The following is a 17,104-nucleotide window of genomic DNA, read 5'->3' on the forward strand; positions in this document are numbered from 1 at the left end:
GGGGCGGGCCGCGGCGACGTCAAAGGCATACGCCTCCGGGACGAAGACGTCCTCTACGGAGATGTCGTGACTGCCACTGCCCCGCATCCCGAGGACCTGCCAGTTGTCGAGGATGCGAGCGGAGGAGGCGGGCACCAGCACGGTGCGCAGCGCCGGCTTGCCATCCGTGCCCATGACAGGCTTTCCCGATTCGTCCTTCAGGGCGCAGCTTCCGTAGAACCAATCACTGTGATGGCACCCGGTGGCGAAGTTCCACCGCCCCGTGACGCGATAGCCTCCCGCCACGGTCCGCGCCTCCCCCTGCGCCGCCATGGCGCCCGCCGCGACGATGTCCGGGCTTGCCGCGTGGATGGCATCGAACTCCGAGCGTGGCAACACCGCGAACAGATGGGGGCTGCCCACGCCAATCATGGTCGTCCAACCGAGGGAGCCGTCGATTCGACCCAGCTCCTCCAGCACTTCCAGCCCCTCCAGGAGCGGCAGGTCGAGTCCGCCATGACTGCGCGGCACGAACATCCGGAACACCCCCGCTGACTTGAGCAGGCCAATCACATCGGCGGGAATCCTCCTCGCCAACTCGATTTCCGCGCCCCGCGCGGAGAGGGATGGTGCGAGTTCGCGTACCGCCTGGAGGACCGCGGACCGACTGTTCGTCTTCACGTGCGACTCCCGGGAACGAGGGACACGAGGCCTTCCACGCAGCGCTCACCAGGGACATCTCCACACCCGGCGCGTGCCTCTGACGCAACTCCTATCATAGACGAGACTAACTAGTAATTCGAGCCAAGCAGACAGCAACAGCAAAACATTGCCATGTAGGCATAGCCCCATTCCAGATGGACAGGTCCCAACGCACTCCATTCCCGGTGCAGGATGGGGCATGCATGTCACCGAGGACGCACTCCGAAGGTTCGTCGACTCCCTGAGGAAGGGCGCAGCCGGGACGGAGTCCTCCCCCACCGTGCGGGACTTCGCCGAGCGCGCCCACAAGCTCGACCCGCGCAGCCTGGTTCGTGAAGGCACGGCTCTCCTGAAGCAGGAAGAGGACGCCGCCATCGCACGCGTGGTGCTGCGCACACTCCGAGGACTGCGGGGAGACATCGAAGAGCATGGCGACCACAGCGAGTTCGCCGACGAGGCCTCCTTCGTGAGGCGCGCTGTCTCCACCTGGGAGAAGCGAGTGGATGACGGAGGGGAAGACGTGCTGCTCGCCGACAACCTCGAGTCGTCCCTGGTGGCGGTGGTGCCGTCGTCCAACATCACCCCCTCGGAGGAGAAAGCCTGGAAGGTGCTCGTCCAGAGCCGCCGCCTCGCCACGGCGCTCACGGCCCTCGTGAAGAAGCCCGTCACGCCATGGTTCGCCGAGCTGGCGGCGGCGTACATCGGGCGCGAGGTGACACACATCGCAAAGAGCTCACGGGCCGAGTCCTGGCAGTCAAAGCTCGACGACGTGCCGGTGCTGCTCGGTCTGCTGCCCGAACTGGGCAACCCGCCCATCTTCACCCCTCGCGTGCTGCGCGCCGCCAACCTCGTGGTGCTCTGTCACAAGCACGCACCGACGCGTGAGGCACTCGCCGCGATGGGCACACTCGGGGCTTCCTCCGCGGAAACGGAGGGCGCCGCGCACATCAAGCGACGGGCCTCGGTGATGGCGGCTGCCCGCGCCGCGAATGCGCGACGGACAACGAAGACGACGCCACCGGCCAGGAAGACGGCGTCACGGGCCAAGAAGGCGGCGCCACCAGTCAATCAGGCGGCGCGACGGAAGACGACTCGCTCCTCGACGCGTCCGGCGCCCCCATAAGAGTGGGCCAGCTTGCGAGGCGGGTGCCCACCGCGCGAGGAAGCAGTGCGATTCGCGGCCAGCCGATGTCGACGCCCATGGATGCCCCGAACGCCTCTCGACGGGAGCGGCACACCGCCGCCCTGCCGAACGGCGAGGAAGGGCTGCCCCGCCTGCGATCAACCCAGCCGCTGTCAAACCTCATCAATTCTCAGCAACGAGACTCGGTACCCCATTCGCTCCAGGCGGTCATGTGCGTAGCTCAGATTGAGCTGACTGAAGAACGGGAGGGAATGCGGCCACTTGGGGTTGCTCTTTGTGATGACCGCGAACACAACTTCAAACTCCGCCGGATTCGGGCGCTCCTGCGGGATCAGACTCTTCAACGTCGGATGGATCTTCAGTACATGATTCCGGGCGTGGTTCCTGAATTCTTGATCCATCCAGAACGCATCCGCCGAGACAACGCCTTGAGAAAAAAGATGGCTGAGTGTCGAGGACCGTGTCTTCCGCTTCACGTGCACGAACTGCCGATCCTTCGTGAGCAGGTCGCAGACCTCGATCGACGTCTTGCCCTCCGCGACATATGAGTTCTTCTTGTCCATCAAGATGAACCCTCGCGACTTGGCGACGTTGAAGTTGTAGTCGTCCTCCCGGTCCGTGCTCTTCGCGGCAGGAAGAACGAGCGTCGACTTCTTGATGGTTCCGACCCGGTCTCTCACCTCATCAGCGAAACGCTTGGCGACTCGGAACCAATCGCCCCCGGAGAGCACGAAGACCTCTCCCTTTTCCTCCGCCTCGAACACAATCGAGTCATACACACTCCACTTGGACACGGGCGCATTCGCCGCGCCAAAGTGAACCTGTACATGGTCTCGCTTGAGGTCGGCGACCGACACCGTTTCATCCTTCGTCTTGAGATAGTCCTCTATCAACAGGTCATGGCGCGGCATCGGGTCCGCTTCCGTCGAGAACGAAAGCCCCGATGATTCACTCCAGTCGATGACCTCGGGCGTGGCCAGATGGAGGGCGTCGGCTGGGCCTGCCTGAATCTTTTCGATCAACCTGCGATTCAACTCCCCCATCACTGCCTGGTCTCGAACCGACCGGAGATGATCGAACCAGGGGAAATGCTTCTTGTACTCCTGGCTCTGATAGGCGGCGAAGAGCTCCTCGCTCTTCTCCCCAAGCTGTTCGACCTCCACTTTGGCGCTCAGCGAAAGCGAGTCAGAACCGACTATCAACTTCGCGAACTCCTCACTCTTGGGCTTCCCCGCGATGACCCGGAGGATGTCCTGATTCAGATTGAGAGCGAATGCATCCAGCGGTGAGTTTCGACTCAGTTGCTTTCGCGTCTGCGTCGTCAGGTCCTCGACCTTGCGAGCATCCACGCTCCGCAACTGGGTAGGATCGACCGAGTTCAAGACCACCTTGAGGCCGAAGTCCCGCTCGAAGCAGTCGGCTCGAAGGAGGTTGCGGCCATGTCCTTGCGTGAAGGCGACGATCCTTTTCTTCAGCCGGACAAAGAATACCCCGCACACGTTCTGGTTCTTGAGCGTCGGCAGCTTCTTCGCCACGATCTTCTCCAGGAACTCCATCCACGGAGGTGAGCGCGCCTTCTTCGCCTGGAGGTAGAAGTCAGCCGAATAGGAAAGCCGCGCTGACAACTCCACCTTCTCCACCGCGCTGACGTCCTTGAGACAGTCCTCGGGCTTCTTGAATTCGTCCTTGATCAGCAGCGCGGTCAGATGCCTGACACGTGCCCGACTCTTCTGCATAGCCATACGTCCCCCTATCTGGCGCGCCGCACCTCGACGCGCCAGTTGCACTCGTCATGAACCGAGAAGCACCACGCGGCGAACGCCACGCTCCGTCAACACGACCTCACCCGGCGGGAGTGGACTCCTGAGCCAACTCCCGCAGGTCGAACTCCTTCATCCCTCTCAGGGTGCGATAGCGCTCCGGAAACGCGGTCAGGATGAGCAGCTGCAGCGACTCCCCCGCCCTCTCAATCAACTCCAGCGCGCGCCGATGGCGGACCGCGTCCGTGTTGACCAGGGCATCATCCAGGACCACGAGCTGCGGCTCCGGCTTCGTCCCTTGCTTCGACAGCATCTCCCCGAGAGCCAGGCGCAGCGCGAACAGGGTCTGCTCCTGCATTCCCCATGAGAAGCTCGCCAGCGACCTCGCCCCGTCGGGAGTCTCCATCGCCGCGTCGATGAACTCCGGCCCCAGTGAGAGCACCTCGTTCCGCCCATCTCCACGGATGTGCTCCAAGCGCGCATGCACCGCGTCCTGGATAGGTGCCACGAACGTCCGGTTCACCTGCTCCTGCCAGTGGCCCACCAGCTTTCGGAGAATCTCTGCCGCCTCGGCCCGGGTCTTGAGTTGCAGGTGCTCCTCCGTCGCAAGCACGAGCCGCTCCTCCGCCTCCCCCAATCGCGAGTACACCCCTGCCTCCGCCGCCCGCCCCAGCAACGTCTCCGCGCGGATGATTCGCTCCTGGGCCTTCTTTTCCGCGCCTACGACTCGCTCCCTCGCCTCGTCGAGCTGGCGGCGCTGCGTGGCCGCCCGCTCCTCCGGACGGGGAAGCCGCGCCCTCAACCCCGTCACCATGTTCTTCAGGCGCTCTAGCTCCCCATGAGCCCGTTCGACCTCCGCCCCCAGTTGCTCCAGCGACATGCCCAGCGCATGGAGCTGTGCCTTCATCGTCAGCTCCAGCTCTCGCGCTGTCTGCATCGCGGAGTCCCGCTCCTGGGCAAGACCCCGTACCTGCCTCTCCACCTGGCGATACACCGCCTCAGCGTCGTCCTTCGCCTTCTCGCGCTCCTTCACCTCCTGCTTGCGGAGCCTCAGCTCCTCGGAGAGCACGACGAGTTCATGGGTCGGGTACGTGGCCAGGGCAGCCACCGCGAGATTGAGCTGCCCCGCCAGGGTCCCCACCTTCCCCGCCTGTTCGCGACGCTTCTCCCGGAGAGCCTCCACGCTCTCAAAGCCCGCGGCCTCCAGAAACGTCTCCAGCGCGCCTTCGTGCTTCGCCTGCTCCTGGAGTACCACTTGCTGTGATTCCCACTCCCCACGCAACCGCTGCGGACTCTCCACACCATGCTCGTGGAGCCGGCGTGTCAGCTCCTTGCGGAACTTCTCCACGTCCGCCTGGAGGTTCCCGATCTCCTCGGCCCCGGTGCGAACACGCACCTCCCCGACGCCCTTGATGCGCAGGCTTCCCGCGCTCACGCCCGCGAACAGCTTCTGCTCGGCCTTCGCCAGTTCGTGCCGCTGGACCTGTCCCTCCGCCTCCCACTCGATGCTCCGAGACCCTTCCGCCTTGAAGACGACCTCGATTCCCCGCGCCTCCAGTTTGTCCTGCGCCTGCCGCAGCTTGCGCTCGACGTCCTCCGCGCGCTTGACGTCGGATTCGGACAGCGTCTTCAACGCCGCTGTTCTTCGCCGCAATCCCTCCACGGCGGTCTCCAGCCGCTCCCCCTGCTTGAGCTGTCCATCCAGCCGCTGCTGCTCCACCAGCGCCTGCCGGGCCTTCTCCAGCAGACGTCCGCGCTCCTGCCGCTGCTCCGCCTTCTCCTGCTCTCCGAGCTGCGCCTGGAACAGCTCCCGGGCCTGTCGGAACGACGCTTCCTGGCCAATCAACCCCTCTCGCGCCTTCTGGAGGACCGGCTCCTTCTCCGCCACGACAGCCTGATGCCGAGCCACGTTCTGGCGAAGCGCGAGCAGCTCCCGCTGCTTCCCATCCAGGTGCTCCCATTCCTGGTGCTGGCGCTCCACATCCTTGTCCCGGAGCGCGATCTGCTGCTCCAACTGCGTCTCCGCCTCCACACGCGCCTGAAGCGCGGAGAACCGCGCCTCGAGGGCCCCCCGCTCCCCAGCGAGGTCGCCCAGCGCGCTCCTCGCCTCCTCCATGTCCCGGGCGTGCTCCGCGCTCGCCTCCTGCTGGGCGCGAATTCCCCGCAGCTCTTCCTCGAGAGACGCCACGAGCGCCGCCTTCAACTCCAGCTCGCTGCCGGTCACCACCTTGCCTTTCTTCAGCGTGAAAAACTGGCGATAGGCGTCCTCCACCCGCTTCAACACCCCTTGCTCCTGCTCGCTCAGCACCGCGACGCCCACCGCCTCCATGAGCCGAGCCTTCAGGGGCGTGTCCAGACCGGGCAGCACATGACGCTCGGCGGATTGACCCAGCCAGAGCAGGCGGGCCAGTCCCCACTGGCCCGGCTTCGTCGCACCGGCCTGCGCTCCTCCGGAGAAGAGGAACCCTCGCGCCAACTCGTCTGCCCGCTGCGAGTCGGCGAGCCGCTCGAACCGCTTCCCCGTCCATTCGTCCAGCAGGCTCGTGGCGTCATCCAGGAACGCCTTCTCCAACCGATAGCGCTTGCCACCGGAGTCCAGCTCCAGTGTCACCCGCGGCGACAACGTCGTCCCCCAGGGCCGCAGGTTCTGTATCTCCCGGTCCCTCGTCGAGTTCCGGTCGAACAGTGCCCGCGCGAGGGCCAGGATGAGACTCGACTTCCCTGTCTCGTTCGGCGCATGGACGACATGGATGCCCACCCCCAGCCCGGACAGCTCCACGGGATTGCGGAAGCAACGGAAATGCTGAACTCGAAGCCTGCGCAGAATCATCGCCACGCCTCCATCACCAGCTCCGACAAGAGACACCTGGCGGCGATCCGCCCCGCTTCCGAGGCGTCCACCAGCCCGGGAGACAAGGGTCGGGACAACTCCTCCAGGAGCGAAGCCACCAGGGAGCTGGAGGCGACCACCTCGGCGAGCCGTCCCTCCACCTCCGCCTTCGGAATGTCGCGACGCTCGACGGAAACATGCAGGAACGCCCGCCCCAGCAATCCTTCCTTGAGACGGTCCACGACCGGTGTGGCGGCATCCGAGGAGGCGCCCGTGGTGCGAATCCGCAGCAGGGTCCTGGCCGGCTGGGCCGCGTCCTTCATGAGCCCCAGGACACGCGCCGCCTCCCGCTCCGCGTCCTGGCCCAGATCCAACTCCAGGGTGCGCCACACCAGCGAGCCGGTGGGAACAGGGGTCAGCCGAGGCACGGCGCCCCGCGAGGCAATCTCCACGAGCAGCGCCTGCCCCGAGCCATCCTCACCGAACTTCGTCGTCTCATGCGCCCCCGCATAGGCGGTGCGCTCCTCGTGGACGTATTGCCCGTGCCAGTGACCCAGCGCGAGATAGTCGAGCCCCACTCGCGCCACCGCATCCAGGGCAATCGGGAAGTCGTCCAGGGCGTGCTTCCCCTCGATACGAAGGGAGCCATGAGCCACGCCAACGCGGATGGCGTCCACGTCCGCGCGGGCCCGCCACTCGCCCGTTGGATCCTTCATTCCCTTCTTCTGTCGAAGCGGGGCGGCGAGCAGCACCGCCGCCGTCCCTGGAATGGGAACCGGCGCATCTCCATCCAGCATGCGGACATGCGCGGGCCGCTGCTTCCAGGAAGCCCGATGGTAGACGGCGTCAGGCGTCAGCGCGTCATGGTTGCCCGGCAGGACGAACACCGGCGCGCGCGCGCCCTCCAGCACCGCCACCACCTGATGCACGAGCCGGTCCTCGACCAGGTTGTCCTCGAAGATGTCACCCGCGAGCACGACGGCATCCACCTGATGGCTGTTCGCCGCCTGAATGACATTGCGTGCCGCCTCCAACCTCGCCTCGCGCACCGCTGACGCCACCTGGGCGACGTGTCTCGCCCGAAGCCCCATCTGCCAATCCGCGGAATGAAGAATCCTGACCATGACCCACCGATGTGCCGCGAAGTCCAGACGCGGCGGAAGGAGTGTCGCCCCGAACTCGAGCGCGCGCTCTCCACACACCGTACCGACGCACGGGAAGGCCAGGACATACCTCCCGAGGAGTAGGCTCCCGGTCCCTGTGACCGACCGGATGAGTGAGGACGCACCCACCCGGGTAGTCAATACCAGACGCATCAATCCATCCTGGGGGCGTGTCTTTGTCCGGTCGGCCCCGCTAGGATCGACACATGCACAGGCTGACCGCCAGAGCGCCTCGACTCCGACCTGACCGGCGGAGCTCGGGCCCTTCGCGCGGCCCGAGCCTGGGAGGTCGGGCCTCGGGCCGCGAGGGCGCCTACCACTGGAGTGGTAGGGACAGCGCTCCCTCTCCTGTCTATTGAGAGGGCAGACGGTATGGGCAAACGCGGGGCACGCTCCCGCATGTAGGGGGATGGACATGGTTTTCGACTCTCGTGAGTTCCTGCTGAGGGACAAGGTCATCGCGGCGCTCAACAGCTCCCTGAACCTCTCCGAGGTCATGGAGAGGGTCCGCGGCCTCTTCCTGGAACTGATTCCCGCGGAGTACATGGGGCTGTGCATCGTCGCCCCTGGCCAGCCCATCCCCTACCGGTGGCTGGTTCCCGGCCCTCGCGTTCCGCTCCTGGAGCAGTCCGAGTACGACAAGGTGGCCGACGACGACTTCGTGCGCAGGGCGCTGTTGCGCCAGCTCGACACCGTCCTCCGGGACTCGGAGATGGTGTCGCGCAGGGAGCTGGAAGCAAGCCAGCTCTACCAGCGCAGCCAAGAGCTGGAACTGCGACTGGAACACGTCATGGCCGTTCTCATGAACGTGCGCCCGGGCGTCTTCGGCGGCTTCACGCTCTACCGCGACCGCCGACACCCGTTCTCCGAGCGCGCCGTCGCCCTTCTCACCAGCCTTACGCCGCACCTGGCCAACACGGTGCGCAACTGCGGCGAGATGTGGGTGGCCTCCACGGGCGTGCGCCTCCTGGAGCAAATCCACGAGAATGACCGCTCCGCGTTCATCGTGGTGGACCCGCCCGCCCTCGAACGACTGCGCTCACCCCGGGCCACCACGCTGCTCGAGCAGTGGTTCACCCGCTCCGATCTCCACGGTTCCGGCCTGCCCGAGGTCCTCGTGGACCGGCTGGTCGCCCTGACTCGCATGTCCCCGGACGAGCGGCTTCAGGCGAACGTCTGGGTGAGGTCACTCGATGACTCGCACCGGGTGGTGAAGTTCATCGAGCTCCCCGAGCCCCAGGGCCCCAGCCCCTGGGCGCTCATCCTTCACGAGATTCCCCACTCGATTCCGCTCCCCGAGCAGATGAAGCGGCGGCTCACCAGTCGCCAGGTCACCATCGCCCAGGCGCTGCTCAGGAACTGGTCCAACGAGCAGATTGCCCGTGAGTACGTCCTCTCCGTCGACACGGTGAAGACACACATCCGGGACATCTTCAGCAAGGACCGGCTGAACTGCGACAGCCGCGCCGATTTCTTCTACCAGGCCGCCCGCCTGATGAAGCCCATCTGAACCACCACGGGCTGACCCGGCCCTTCCTCCGGACCCGCCCGTGGCGCCCCGTGTCCCTGTCGGTTCAGAACTCCGGCAGGGACAGCAGATTGTCGAAAAGACTGCCGTTCGGCACCGACCGCAGATAGGGCGGTCGCGCATTGACGACCTCTACCCGCGCATCCACGGGCAAAGCTTGAACCCTCGCATCCCCACCGTCATCAATCCATTCCACCATCTGCTGCCGCGTACTCGTCCCCGTCATGAGGCCCTCACGCCAGCGAACCAGCGCGATGTGCTCGAGTCGTCTGCCGCCCTCGAGGTGGATGTGAGTGATGTAACGCATGAAGCGCCCCCTGGTGTGAATGCCTTGTGTCGACTGGGAGAATGGCGCTGGCCAGGAGGGTTGTCTCTACCTCGCCAGGGGTATGGGGGTTCACCGCTCGCGGAAGAAACCTGGGTACACGACGCGCGTCGTGCGAGCAGACAACAGCACGGCGGACTGTTCCTCCACATCCGTCAGCGTCCGGAGCACGGACGTCAGCTCCGCCACATGGTCTTCATCCAGACCTCCGTGGCCACGCAGGAACGTCACCGCCTTGCCGATGTTCGCAATGGCATTCGCCTGAATCAGGTGCTCCGCGGCCCCGGTCGCGCGCGTCACGGAGAGGTATTCCAGGACATACGCCGTGCCCAGGAACGCGGTGGGAATGCCCGCCCGGGAGGTGAAGAAGTTCCAGCTGGTATAGGCCTCCACCGCCGGAGACGGGCCCGTGGACAGGACCCGCTCCTCCGAGCACCCCAGGTTCTTCAGGTCCGTCAGCAACCAGCGCTCGTGGCCGCGCTCCTCCTCGGCCTTCTGGAGCAGCAGGTCCGCCAGCCTCGGGTGCCGCCCCAGGTGCTTCAGGCGCGTCCCCGCGCCCTTCAACAGCGGCAGGCTCCAGCGGACGTAGTGATACGTCTGCACCAGGTAGTGGACATAGCCCTCCCGGTCGAGCGTGCCGGCGAACAGGCGGCTTGCGTCAGGATGCGCATCCAGCGCCGCCACGAGCGCGCGGCCCTCCTGCTCCAGCAGCTCCACCCAATCCATCGACTTCGGGCTCTCCATCGTCGTCTGCACGGACGTCTCCTGTCCGGGGCGTGGGCTCCCGGCTGTTGCGCGTTGAAGGTGAAGGAAGAAATGCGGGCCGCCCTGGGGCTAGCCGGCGCGACGCACGATGCCGTCGAGCGCGCGGAACCGCTCCAGGGTGCTGGCGGGAATCTCGTCGAGCGCGGCGAGGAGCGGCAGGGTGAAGCGGCGGAAGCTCGCGTCGTAGAGTGGCTCCGCGATGAACCGCGCGCCCATCTTCCTGGCGAACAACGAGGGCGCCCTCGGCATCCGCAGCCCGCCCAGGTTTCCCTGTCCCGCGCGCTCACGCTCCATGGGCGTATAGAAGGGGCTGCTGGGGAGGACCGGAGACTCCGAGGGCTCGGAGACCTTCACCCGCCAGCGAGGGCTCACCCAGCCCCGGTGCGCCGCCACCCGGGCGATGAGACTCGCGTCCTCCCACGAATCCGTGTCCAGGTTCGCCGCGGCGATCCAGTGCGTCACGCCGCGTCCGCGGCTCTCCGCGTAGATGCCCGCCTGCAGGTGCGCCACCGCCTCGGAGTGCCTCCAACGCTCGAGCACACAGAAGCGCGCGGTCTCCGCGAACACCATCCCAGGTCCGCCCAGACCCGACAGGTCCAGCTTCTGCTCCAGTTCGATACCCAGCCGGCCCCCCGTGGCGAGCGCCACCTCCGGGCTCGTCATCAACATCCGCAACGTCGCCACCGGCTCGCGGTCCGCGTAGACCACCAGATGCACCGTGGTCTCCAGCGTGTCGAAACAGCTCACCTCCCGCCTCGACGGCGGCGCCTTTCCGGGAATCAACCTCAGTTCCCCCCCAAAGACAGCCCAGCGGACACGAAGCGCGTCATCGAGCTCTCGCTGGGTGGTGGCTACTCGGCAGTGCATGGACGTCATGGGTTCCCTCTCGAACTCGGGTCGGTCGCGGCGACTCGCCGTCTCCTGTCCATTCATTCGTTGCCGGGATCCAAAGTGCGCGGGGCGTTCATTTTCTCCTCTCGCGCGCGGCGGCATACCACCTGGGAGGTACAGACTGAGGGACTGACCTCCAGCAACCTTTCATGGAGATGCACAAACCCGCCTCCGTCGAACTCGCCAGGGTGGGAACGAACATACATGTCGCAGTCAACCCGAGAGCGGGCAGGAGTTTCCCGGTGAGGAGTGGGGATGAGTTTTCCATCACAAGCGGAGGAACAGGCACTTCATGAGCGCGTCCTTAAAAAGAATGAGTCACTGGCCTCCCAGGACGTCTTCAGGGTCTTCATGGCCCCCATCACCCGAGTGCTTTGCCGCAACCGGAGAAAAACCAAAGAGGAGGCGCACGACGCGGTCTGCGACGTCCTCATGGAGTATTTGGAGAATCCCGAACGGTACCTGGCCCACAAGAGCAAGCTGTCCTCGTATTTGACCCGGAACGCCGAAATGCAGGTCCGGGACATGTACCGCTCCCAGGAGGCCCGCCAGCGCCGAGAAAGGGAATTCGGGGAGGCAATCGAACTTCGCGCGACGGCTCCGAATAGAAGCCTGGAGATCATCGTGGAGGCACGACACCTCGTGGGACAACTCGAACAGGCCATTCAGGAGCAGGACCGGGCCGCCCTCGGGCTCATCCTCCAAGGCGAGCGCTCCACCGACGCCCTGGCCAAGGCCATGAACCTGCCGCAGCTGTCGGAGAAAGAGCTCCGCCGCGAGGTGAAACGGAACCGGGACCGCCTCATGAAGACCCTGGGACGGATCGGGAAGGAGGAGTGAGATGTCGAACCCTGATTGGCTCGAACGGGCCGCCCTGCGTGCCCAGCGCGCGTCCTGGACGCTTGCCTATACACTCGAGAGGTATCGCCAACTGGAGGATCGGACCGAGGCTGAACTCGCGCGGGATCTGGGCTGCACGCGGGAAGTGCTCTACTGGCTGTGTCTGTGCCGCAAACCCGAGGGCCCGGACTTCGATACCCAGGTCACCGCCATCACCGAACGTCATGAAGTGGATCTCCGGGCGCTCGTCGACGTGATTCGACACGTCGAAATCGTGGATGCCCTGTCCGAGCGGGTCGCGGACTCCAACGGAGAGGAACGTCCCATCCAGATGGCCGCGAGAGACCGCGTCCCGGGCGAGAAGACGAGTCCATGACGCCGCTCTGGCTCGAGGAGGCCGTGGAGGAGTGTGGCTTCACGGCCCCCTCGCGCTTCCCACGAAACCTGTCGACGGAGATTCCCTCGCGGCTCTCCGTCAAGGTGGTGGCCCTGCCCCACCTGACGCCGCAAGCCGTGCGGGACTGGCTCTTGCGCCGGGGTATCCGTCAGCCCGTCGAGGGTGACGCCAGTGATTTCCATGGCTGCATGGTGGCGAAAGCCGGACACGGATTCCTGTTCGTGGACAGGTCCGAGGAGAACGCCGAGCAACGCTTCACCGTCGCGCACGAGCTGTCGCACTTCATCCTGGACCAATGGCTTCCACGTCAGCGGGCCCTGCGGGTGTTTGGCGAGCAGATACTGCCGGTGCTCGACGGTCTGCGTAAGCCCACGCCGGACGAGGCCATGACGGCCCTCTTCGAGAAGCTCTCGCTGGGGCCTCCGGTGGACCTCATGGCTCGCGATGCCTCCGGACACTACGCCCGTCGAGCGGTGATGGACTCCGAGTGGCGCGCGGACCTGCTGGGCCTGGAGCTGCTGGCTCCGGCGAAGCTCGTGGTGCCACTGGTGATGGACCTCCCCGCCGAGGAGGCCACGGGCCTGCTGTTCTTCCGGTACGGGCTCCCCCGGGAGAAGGCGGACACCTACGTCCAGGAGTTGCACCGCCGCATGCGCACTCCGCGATTTTCAATCGAGCAGTTCCTGGGAGTGGAGGGAGGGTAGACATGTCGAGCAGGATTCCGCCGGAAGAGATGGGTGAGTTGTTTGGGGATGACGACTATCGGGAGGCATTCGGGGAGGACATGGCCTCCACGCTGGACCTCGACCGATGGTCCACGGGGCTCGACCTGGACAAGGTCATGGAGCGCTTCCGGAGCGAGATTGCCGGCGCCCTGCACAAGGAAGGGCGGCTGCGCACCCTCGTCCGCAACGAGATTCTCCCCCGACTGTCTACCCGCAGCGGCATGCTTCCCGAGGCGGGAGTCTACAAAGTCACGCCAGAAGAGCTGACACTCATCCATGAGCGGCTGCTCTTCCAAGGCAAGGTTGACGCCGTGGCCGGCAGCCATGCGAGCCATGACAGCCTGCCCATCGGCATCTCCCAGATTGGGGTCGGCATCGTCGGCTACCAGGGGAACTCCGGCGCCTTTTCAAAGCGGCTGTTCCGCAAGGAGATGGCCGCGCGGAACGCGAATCCCGCCCAGGAGGCGATGGATTACATCAACATGCGCCAGAACCGCTTCCAGGGGCACAAAGACACCCTGTCCCGGATGGCGCGGCGGGGCATCCGGACCTATGCGGAGCGGGCCGCGCTCTTGAGCAAGTCCTCCGCGGAGTGGCGGATGGGCATCGGGAATCCCTGCGCGCACGAGCTGCTCTCCGGCTCTGGCTACATGACCCTGCTGGAGCGCTCGCTGTCCGTGCTCCAGCGGGTCATCCATGAACACAAGAAGTTCGTCTTCGTCTCCGGCTCACTCCAGGACCGGGGCTTCCTGACGATGGGCTTCGCGCTCGACGCGGGCGAGTACGCGCTCCTCGAGACGCTCCAGAGCGATGGCGAGCACATCGTCAGGGGCTGGGAGTACGGAGGACGCAGCAAGCGCATGGCCTGGGACTTCGTGCGCGACTCGAGTTCGTGCGTCGTGAAGGGACTGTTCCGAATTTCAGACCACTCCCCTCCCCGCCTGTTCTACGCGCACCGTGAGCACGTGCACGAGGCCGCCTGGGTGGCCATGGCCGACAGCGTGCTGCGTCCCGAGCGGGGCTTCCCCCTGCTGCTCGACGTCGCGGAGATGTCCTGCCGCAGTGCCTTTGGCGACGACGGCTTCCTGGGGCTGGTCCATGACGCCTACGCCCAGGCGGGAGCCAACCTCCAGTTCTTCAGTGAGCGCGGGATGCGCCGGTAGGGGGAGACAACCATGTCCAATGATGGCAAGGGACCAAGGCCACCAGGTCCGGGGCTGTTCGAGAACATTCCGAGTCGTCCACCGCACGGACTGAACGGACACACGGCGCCACTCCCGTCGCTCGGAGGACCTCGGGGTGAGTCGCCACATCAGACTCCGCAGCCCTCGGGCGGTGAGGACAGAAGACTTGTGCCTCCAGGTCAACCGTCACGCGCGGCCCCCACGACGGTGCGCAGGCCCGCTTCGCCCCCGGAGACGCCACCGGCGTCCGCGCGGGAGGGGCGCGGCGACGTCGTCCGTTCGACGCCACCCGAGGCCCGTGCCGCGCTCGAGGAGCTGAGGAACGACACGACGGCGTCGCAGCTCGACCCCGAACTGGAGCTGGCCGCGGGCTTCACCCACTTCGACACCGCGTCCAGCGAGGACAACCTCGTGACCATCCTGCTGGCCCGCGACGACCTCCACCTGCTCGCCTCGCAGACGCTGGTACGGGTGAAGTCGCGCGAGGACAAGCGCACCTATCTGGGTGTCGTCGTCCGAGGCCCCTTCACGGAACCCAACGCCGTTCCCGCCAACTCGACGATGGCCATCGGCGTGGTGACGCACGGAAAGAAGCTCACCTACACGTTCGACTATCACGGCCGCGCGGAGGTGGAGCTGCTGGGTGAGGAAGTGGAGGGAGTCCTGAAGCCTCCCCGCTTCCGGCCACGTCCCCAGAGCCCCGTGTTCGTGCTGGATGACAAGGAGAGCGAGCGCGTGCTCGGTGTGGGCGGAGACCTGTGCCTGGGCGTCGTCGTGGGCTACGAGCGCATGGAGGCCCGCCTCAATGCGCGCGACAAGTCCGTGCTGCCGCGGCACACCGGCATCATCGGGACGACGGGCGGCGGCAAGTCCACCACCGTGGCCACGCTCATCCACCGCGCCCAGGCAGAGGGCATCGCCACCGTCGTCTTCGACGTGGAGGGCGAATACACGCATGTGGATGAGCCCACGGACCACGCCGCCATGCTGGAGGCCCTCAAGCGAAGGGGCCTGCGACCTCAGGGCGTCAGGGACCTGCACCTCCACCATCTGACGGGCCGATCCAGCCGCAACCCGCGCCACAAGAACCTGCACCGCTTCGCCCTGAACTTCTCCAGCCTGTCGCCCTATGCCCTGGCCGAAATCCTGGACATGTCGGACGCGCAGCAGGAGCGCTTCCTCAAGGCCTATGACGTCACCAAGCTGCTCCTGGAGGACTTCAAGATCTTCCCGCTGAGCGACCAGGAGAAACAACAGGCGCTGGACGTGGACGAGCTGTCGACCGGCTACCCCCGGATGACCATCCAGCACGTGCTGGACGTCGTGAGCGCCTACATCTACAGCCTCAGTGACGAGGGCCGCGCAGAGGCAAAGCCCCGTGCTCGTGCCTCGTCACGACGCAAGGAGCCGCTACTGGAGGCGCTCGAGGGACTGGACCCGGCGCCCGAAGAGGACTCGCCTCCGCCAAGCCACGCGCTCTCGCTCCACAGCGAGTTCAAGAGCAACCCGGGGATGGTCATGCGCCGGGTGATGGCCCAGAGCAGCAGGGCCGAAATCAGTTGGAAGGCCCTGGCCAGCAAGCTCCACCGCCTGCGACGGCTCAACATCTTCGACGTGGGGACCGCGCCGGGCGTGGCCTACAACTCGATGCTCGCGCCGGGACGCGTGTCGGTCATCGACCTGTCGGACACGGACTCGCCCCAGCTCAACAACCTGGTCATCGCGGACATCCTGCGCGGACTCCAGGAGGCGCAGGAGGCACGCTACGAGAAGGCGAACAATCAGGACCAGGCCGTCACCCCGGTGCTCATCATCATCGAGGAGGCGCACGAGTTCCTGTCGGCCAGCCGCATCAGCCAGATGCCCGTCCTCTTCGAGCAGGTCGCCCGCATCGCCAAGCGCGGACGCAAGCGTTGGCTCGGGCTCGTCTTCGTCACGCAGCTGCCTCAACACCTCCCCAATGAGGTGCTGGGCCTGCTCAACAACTTCATCATCCACAAGATGACCGACAGCTCCGTCATCTCCCGCATGCAACGCACGGTGGGAAGCATCGACGAGAGCCTCTGGAATCGGGTGACCCGGCTCGCCCCAGGGCAGGCGCTGGTCTCCTTCAGCAATTTCGCCCGTCCGCTGATGGTGGCAGTCGACCCCGCCCCCGTGAAGCGCCTCCTCGTCGACTGAGCAGCGCGAGGGAAACGCAGTCGACGAAGTTCAATCATCATCAACCAGGTCGCAGCCAGCGACCGTAACAGCCCTCGGACACCGGATCCCCGAGAGGCAACAGAGATGATTCACCTTCGAAACGTTCCATTGGCGGACGACCGTGAGGCCAGTTGGGGGCGCGCCTCCAGGCGCCCCCAGTACGACATCCCGCATCTCACCTGCGCGGGACTGCTCCTCGCGAGCCTGGGGCCCGCCGTAGCCGCGCCCCGCTCCGAGCGCGGCGGCCTCCAGTCCACGTCTCTGGCCGACAGTCCTTTCCCCATCGCCGCGACGCTGAAACCGTTCCGCTCGCTCGTCGTCACCGACGAAGCGTCGATGGCCACCGGCCCCCCGCAGATGATGGTCGACCAACTCGTGAGCCAAGCCGACAACACCGGCCTCACCTTCAATCGTTGACCATCACCTGCGCCCCGCCGCTCTCGTGCGGCTCCTGAGTGCCCGGGCTCGCCTTCGAGAACAACATCGTTCCCCAGGCCGAGGAGCCATCAGCACTTTCTTCTACCCGTTGCCACACCACCTCCACCGCTGTCCTCCCCAGGAAACATCTGTGCCCTCATCCCGACTCTTGCGCTGCCTTCAAGCCTGTCTATTCCTGGCCCTCGGGGCCCATTGCGGCGAACCGCCCGCGCCCCCGACAGAGGCCTCCCC

15 protein-coding genes are annotated in these 17,104 nt (G+C 65.9%); 8 read left to right on the forward strand and 7 right to left on the reverse strand.

Translation table 11 applies throughout. From position 1 onward, the window contains the following. The coding region (locus tag FJV41_RS37980; protein WP_181791211.1) for an acyl-CoA dehydrogenase family protein at window positions 1-660 on the reverse strand (660 nt) is incomplete at its 3' end. Window positions 661-880: 220 nt separating this feature from the next. On the opposite strand from FJV41_RS37980, the gene FJV41_RS37985 reads away from it, so the two are divergent. Then, complete coding sequence (locus tag FJV41_RS37985) at window positions 881-1,804, forward strand: hypothetical protein (RefSeq protein WP_141647504.1); 924 nt, start codon at window positions 881-883, stop codon at window positions 1,802-1,804. Window positions 1,805-1,977: 173 nt separating this feature from the next. On the opposite strand, the gene FJV41_RS37990 is transcribed toward FJV41_RS37985, so the two are convergent. From FJV41_RS37990 to FJV41_RS38000, 3 genes are all read right to left on the reverse strand, one after another. Next, entirely contained in the window at window positions 1,978-3,567 is a 1,590-nt protein-coding gene (locus tag FJV41_RS37990; RefSeq protein WP_220137934.1) for a DUF6119 family protein, read from the reverse strand. A gap of 100 nt (window positions 3,568-3,667) precedes the next feature. Then, entirely contained in the window at window positions 3,668-6,415 is a 2,748-nt protein-coding gene (locus FJV41_RS37995; protein WP_141647506.1) for an AAA family ATPase, read from the reverse strand. Beyond that, window positions 6,412-7,539 carry a metallophosphoesterase family protein gene (locus FJV41_RS38000; RefSeq protein WP_141647507.1) on the reverse strand — a complete coding sequence of 376 codons (1,128 nt, stop codon included), beginning with the start codon at window positions 7,537-7,539 and terminating at the stop codon, window positions 6,412-6,414. The genes FJV41_RS37995 and FJV41_RS38000 overlap by 4 nt, the downstream gene beginning before the upstream one ends. Window positions 7,540-7,993: 454 nt before the next feature. On the opposite strand from FJV41_RS38000, the gene FJV41_RS38005 reads away from it, so the two are divergent. Continuing rightward, window positions 7,994-9,088, forward strand: coding sequence for a LuxR C-terminal-related transcriptional regulator (locus FJV41_RS38005; RefSeq protein ID WP_141647508.1), 1,095 nt, complete (start codon window positions 7,994-7,996; stop codon window positions 9,086-9,088). 64 nt (window positions 9,089-9,152) lie between these two features. Here FJV41_RS38005 and FJV41_RS38010 read toward each other — a convergent pair whose 3' ends face one another. From FJV41_RS38010 to FJV41_RS38020, 3 genes are all read right to left on the reverse strand, one after another. Beyond that, a complete protein-coding gene (locus tag FJV41_RS38010; RefSeq protein ID WP_141647509.1) occupies window positions 9,153-9,413 on the reverse strand; it encodes a DUF3892 domain-containing protein in 261 nt (86 codons plus the stop codon). A gap of 90 nt (window positions 9,414-9,503) precedes the next feature. After that, window positions 9,504-10,187, reverse strand: coding sequence for an iron-containing redox enzyme family protein (locus FJV41_RS38015; RefSeq protein ID WP_141647510.1), 684 nt, complete (start codon window positions 10,185-10,187; stop codon window positions 9,504-9,506). Between the two features lie 78 nt (window positions 10,188-10,265). After that, complete coding sequence (locus FJV41_RS38020; protein WP_141647511.1) at window positions 10,266-11,072, reverse strand: GNAT family N-acyltransferase; 807 nt, start codon at window positions 11,070-11,072, stop codon at window positions 10,266-10,268. A 270-nt stretch (window positions 11,073-11,342) separates the two neighbouring features. On the opposite strand from FJV41_RS38020, the gene FJV41_RS38025 reads away from it, so the two are divergent. The 6 genes from FJV41_RS38025 to FJV41_RS38050 all read left to right on the forward strand — a co-directional run bounded on the left by FJV41_RS38025 (window position 11,343) and on the right by FJV41_RS38050 (window position 16,852). Further along, window positions 11,343-11,927, forward strand: a complete 585-nt coding sequence (locus tag FJV41_RS38025) for an RNA polymerase sigma factor (protein WP_141647512.1) — start codon at window positions 11,343-11,345, stop codon at window positions 11,925-11,927. Between the two features lies 1 nt (window position 11,928). Further along, on the forward strand, window positions 11,929-12,303 hold the full coding sequence (locus FJV41_RS38030; RefSeq protein ID WP_141647513.1) for a hypothetical protein: 375 nt from the start codon (window positions 11,929-11,931) through the stop codon (window positions 12,301-12,303). Beyond that, a complete protein-coding gene (locus tag FJV41_RS38035; RefSeq protein ID WP_141647514.1) occupies window positions 12,300-13,028 on the forward strand; it encodes an ImmA/IrrE family metallo-endopeptidase in 729 nt (242 codons plus the stop codon). The genes FJV41_RS38030 and FJV41_RS38035 overlap by 4 nt, the downstream gene beginning before the upstream one ends. 2 nt (window positions 13,029-13,030) lie before the next feature. Beyond that, entirely contained in the window at window positions 13,031-14,212 is a 1,182-nt protein-coding gene (locus FJV41_RS38040; RefSeq protein ID WP_141647515.1) for a hypothetical protein, read from the forward strand. A gap of 12 nt (window positions 14,213-14,224) precedes the next feature. Continuing rightward, entirely contained in the window at window positions 14,225-16,414 is a 2,190-nt protein-coding gene (locus FJV41_RS38045; protein ID WP_141647516.1) for an ATP-binding protein, read from the forward strand. A gap of 105 nt (window positions 16,415-16,519) precedes the next feature. After that, window positions 16,520-16,852, forward strand: coding sequence for a hypothetical protein (locus FJV41_RS38050; RefSeq protein WP_141647517.1), 333 nt, complete (start codon window positions 16,520-16,522; stop codon window positions 16,850-16,852). The last annotated feature ends 252 nt before the right edge of the window (window positions 16,853-17,104 follow it).

The sequence above is a fragment of the Myxococcus llanfairpwllgwyngyllgogerychwyrndrobwllllantysiliogogogochensis genome (genome assembly GCF_006636215.1).
GTDB lineage: Bacteria > Myxococcota > Myxococcia > Myxococcales > Myxococcaceae > Myxococcus > Myxococcus llanfairpwllgwyngyllgogerychwyrndrobwllllantysiliogogogochensis.

Excerpts from the sequence above, each read along its gene's own strand:
- FJV41_RS37985 (WP_141647504.1), top strand. The coding sequence starts at position 881 with ATGCATGTCACCGAGGACGCACTCCGAAGGTTCGTCGACTCCCTGAGG.
- FJV41_RS37990 (WP_220137934.1), bottom strand. The coding sequence starts at position 3,567 with ATGGCTATGCAGAAGAGTCGGGCACGTGTCAGGCATCTGACCGCGCTG.
- FJV41_RS37995 (WP_141647506.1), bottom strand. The coding sequence starts at position 6,415 with ATGATTCTGCGCAGGCTTCGAGTTCAGCATTTCCGTTGCTTCCGCAAT.
- FJV41_RS38000 (WP_141647507.1), bottom strand. The coding sequence starts at position 7,539 with ATGGTCAGGATTCTTCATTCCGCGGATTGGCAGATGGGGCTTCGGGCG.
- FJV41_RS38005 (WP_141647508.1), top strand. The coding sequence starts at position 7,994 with ATGGTTTTCGACTCTCGTGAGTTCCTGCTGAGGGACAAGGTCATCGCG.
- FJV41_RS38010 (WP_141647509.1), bottom strand. The coding sequence starts at position 9,413 with ATGCGTTACATCACTCACATCCACCTCGAGGGCGGCAGACGACTCGAG.
- FJV41_RS38020 (WP_141647511.1), bottom strand. The coding sequence starts at position 11,072 with ATGACGTCCATGCACTGCCGAGTAGCCACCACCCAGCGAGAGCTCGAT.
- FJV41_RS38025 (WP_141647512.1), top strand. The coding sequence starts at position 11,343 with ATGAGTTTTCCATCACAAGCGGAGGAACAGGCACTTCATGAGCGCGTC.
- FJV41_RS38030 (WP_141647513.1), top strand. The coding sequence starts at position 11,929 with ATGTCGAACCCTGATTGGCTCGAACGGGCCGCCCTGCGTGCCCAGCGC.
- FJV41_RS38035 (WP_141647514.1), top strand. The coding sequence starts at position 12,300 with ATGACGCCGCTCTGGCTCGAGGAGGCCGTGGAGGAGTGTGGCTTCACG.
- FJV41_RS38040 (WP_141647515.1), top strand. The coding sequence starts at position 13,031 with ATGTCGAGCAGGATTCCGCCGGAAGAGATGGGTGAGTTGTTTGGGGAT.
- FJV41_RS38045 (WP_141647516.1), top strand. The coding sequence starts at position 14,225 with ATGTCCAATGATGGCAAGGGACCAAGGCCACCAGGTCCGGGGCTGTTC.
- FJV41_RS38050 (WP_141647517.1), top strand. The coding sequence starts at position 16,520 with ATGATTCACCTTCGAAACGTTCCATTGGCGGACGACCGTGAGGCCAGT.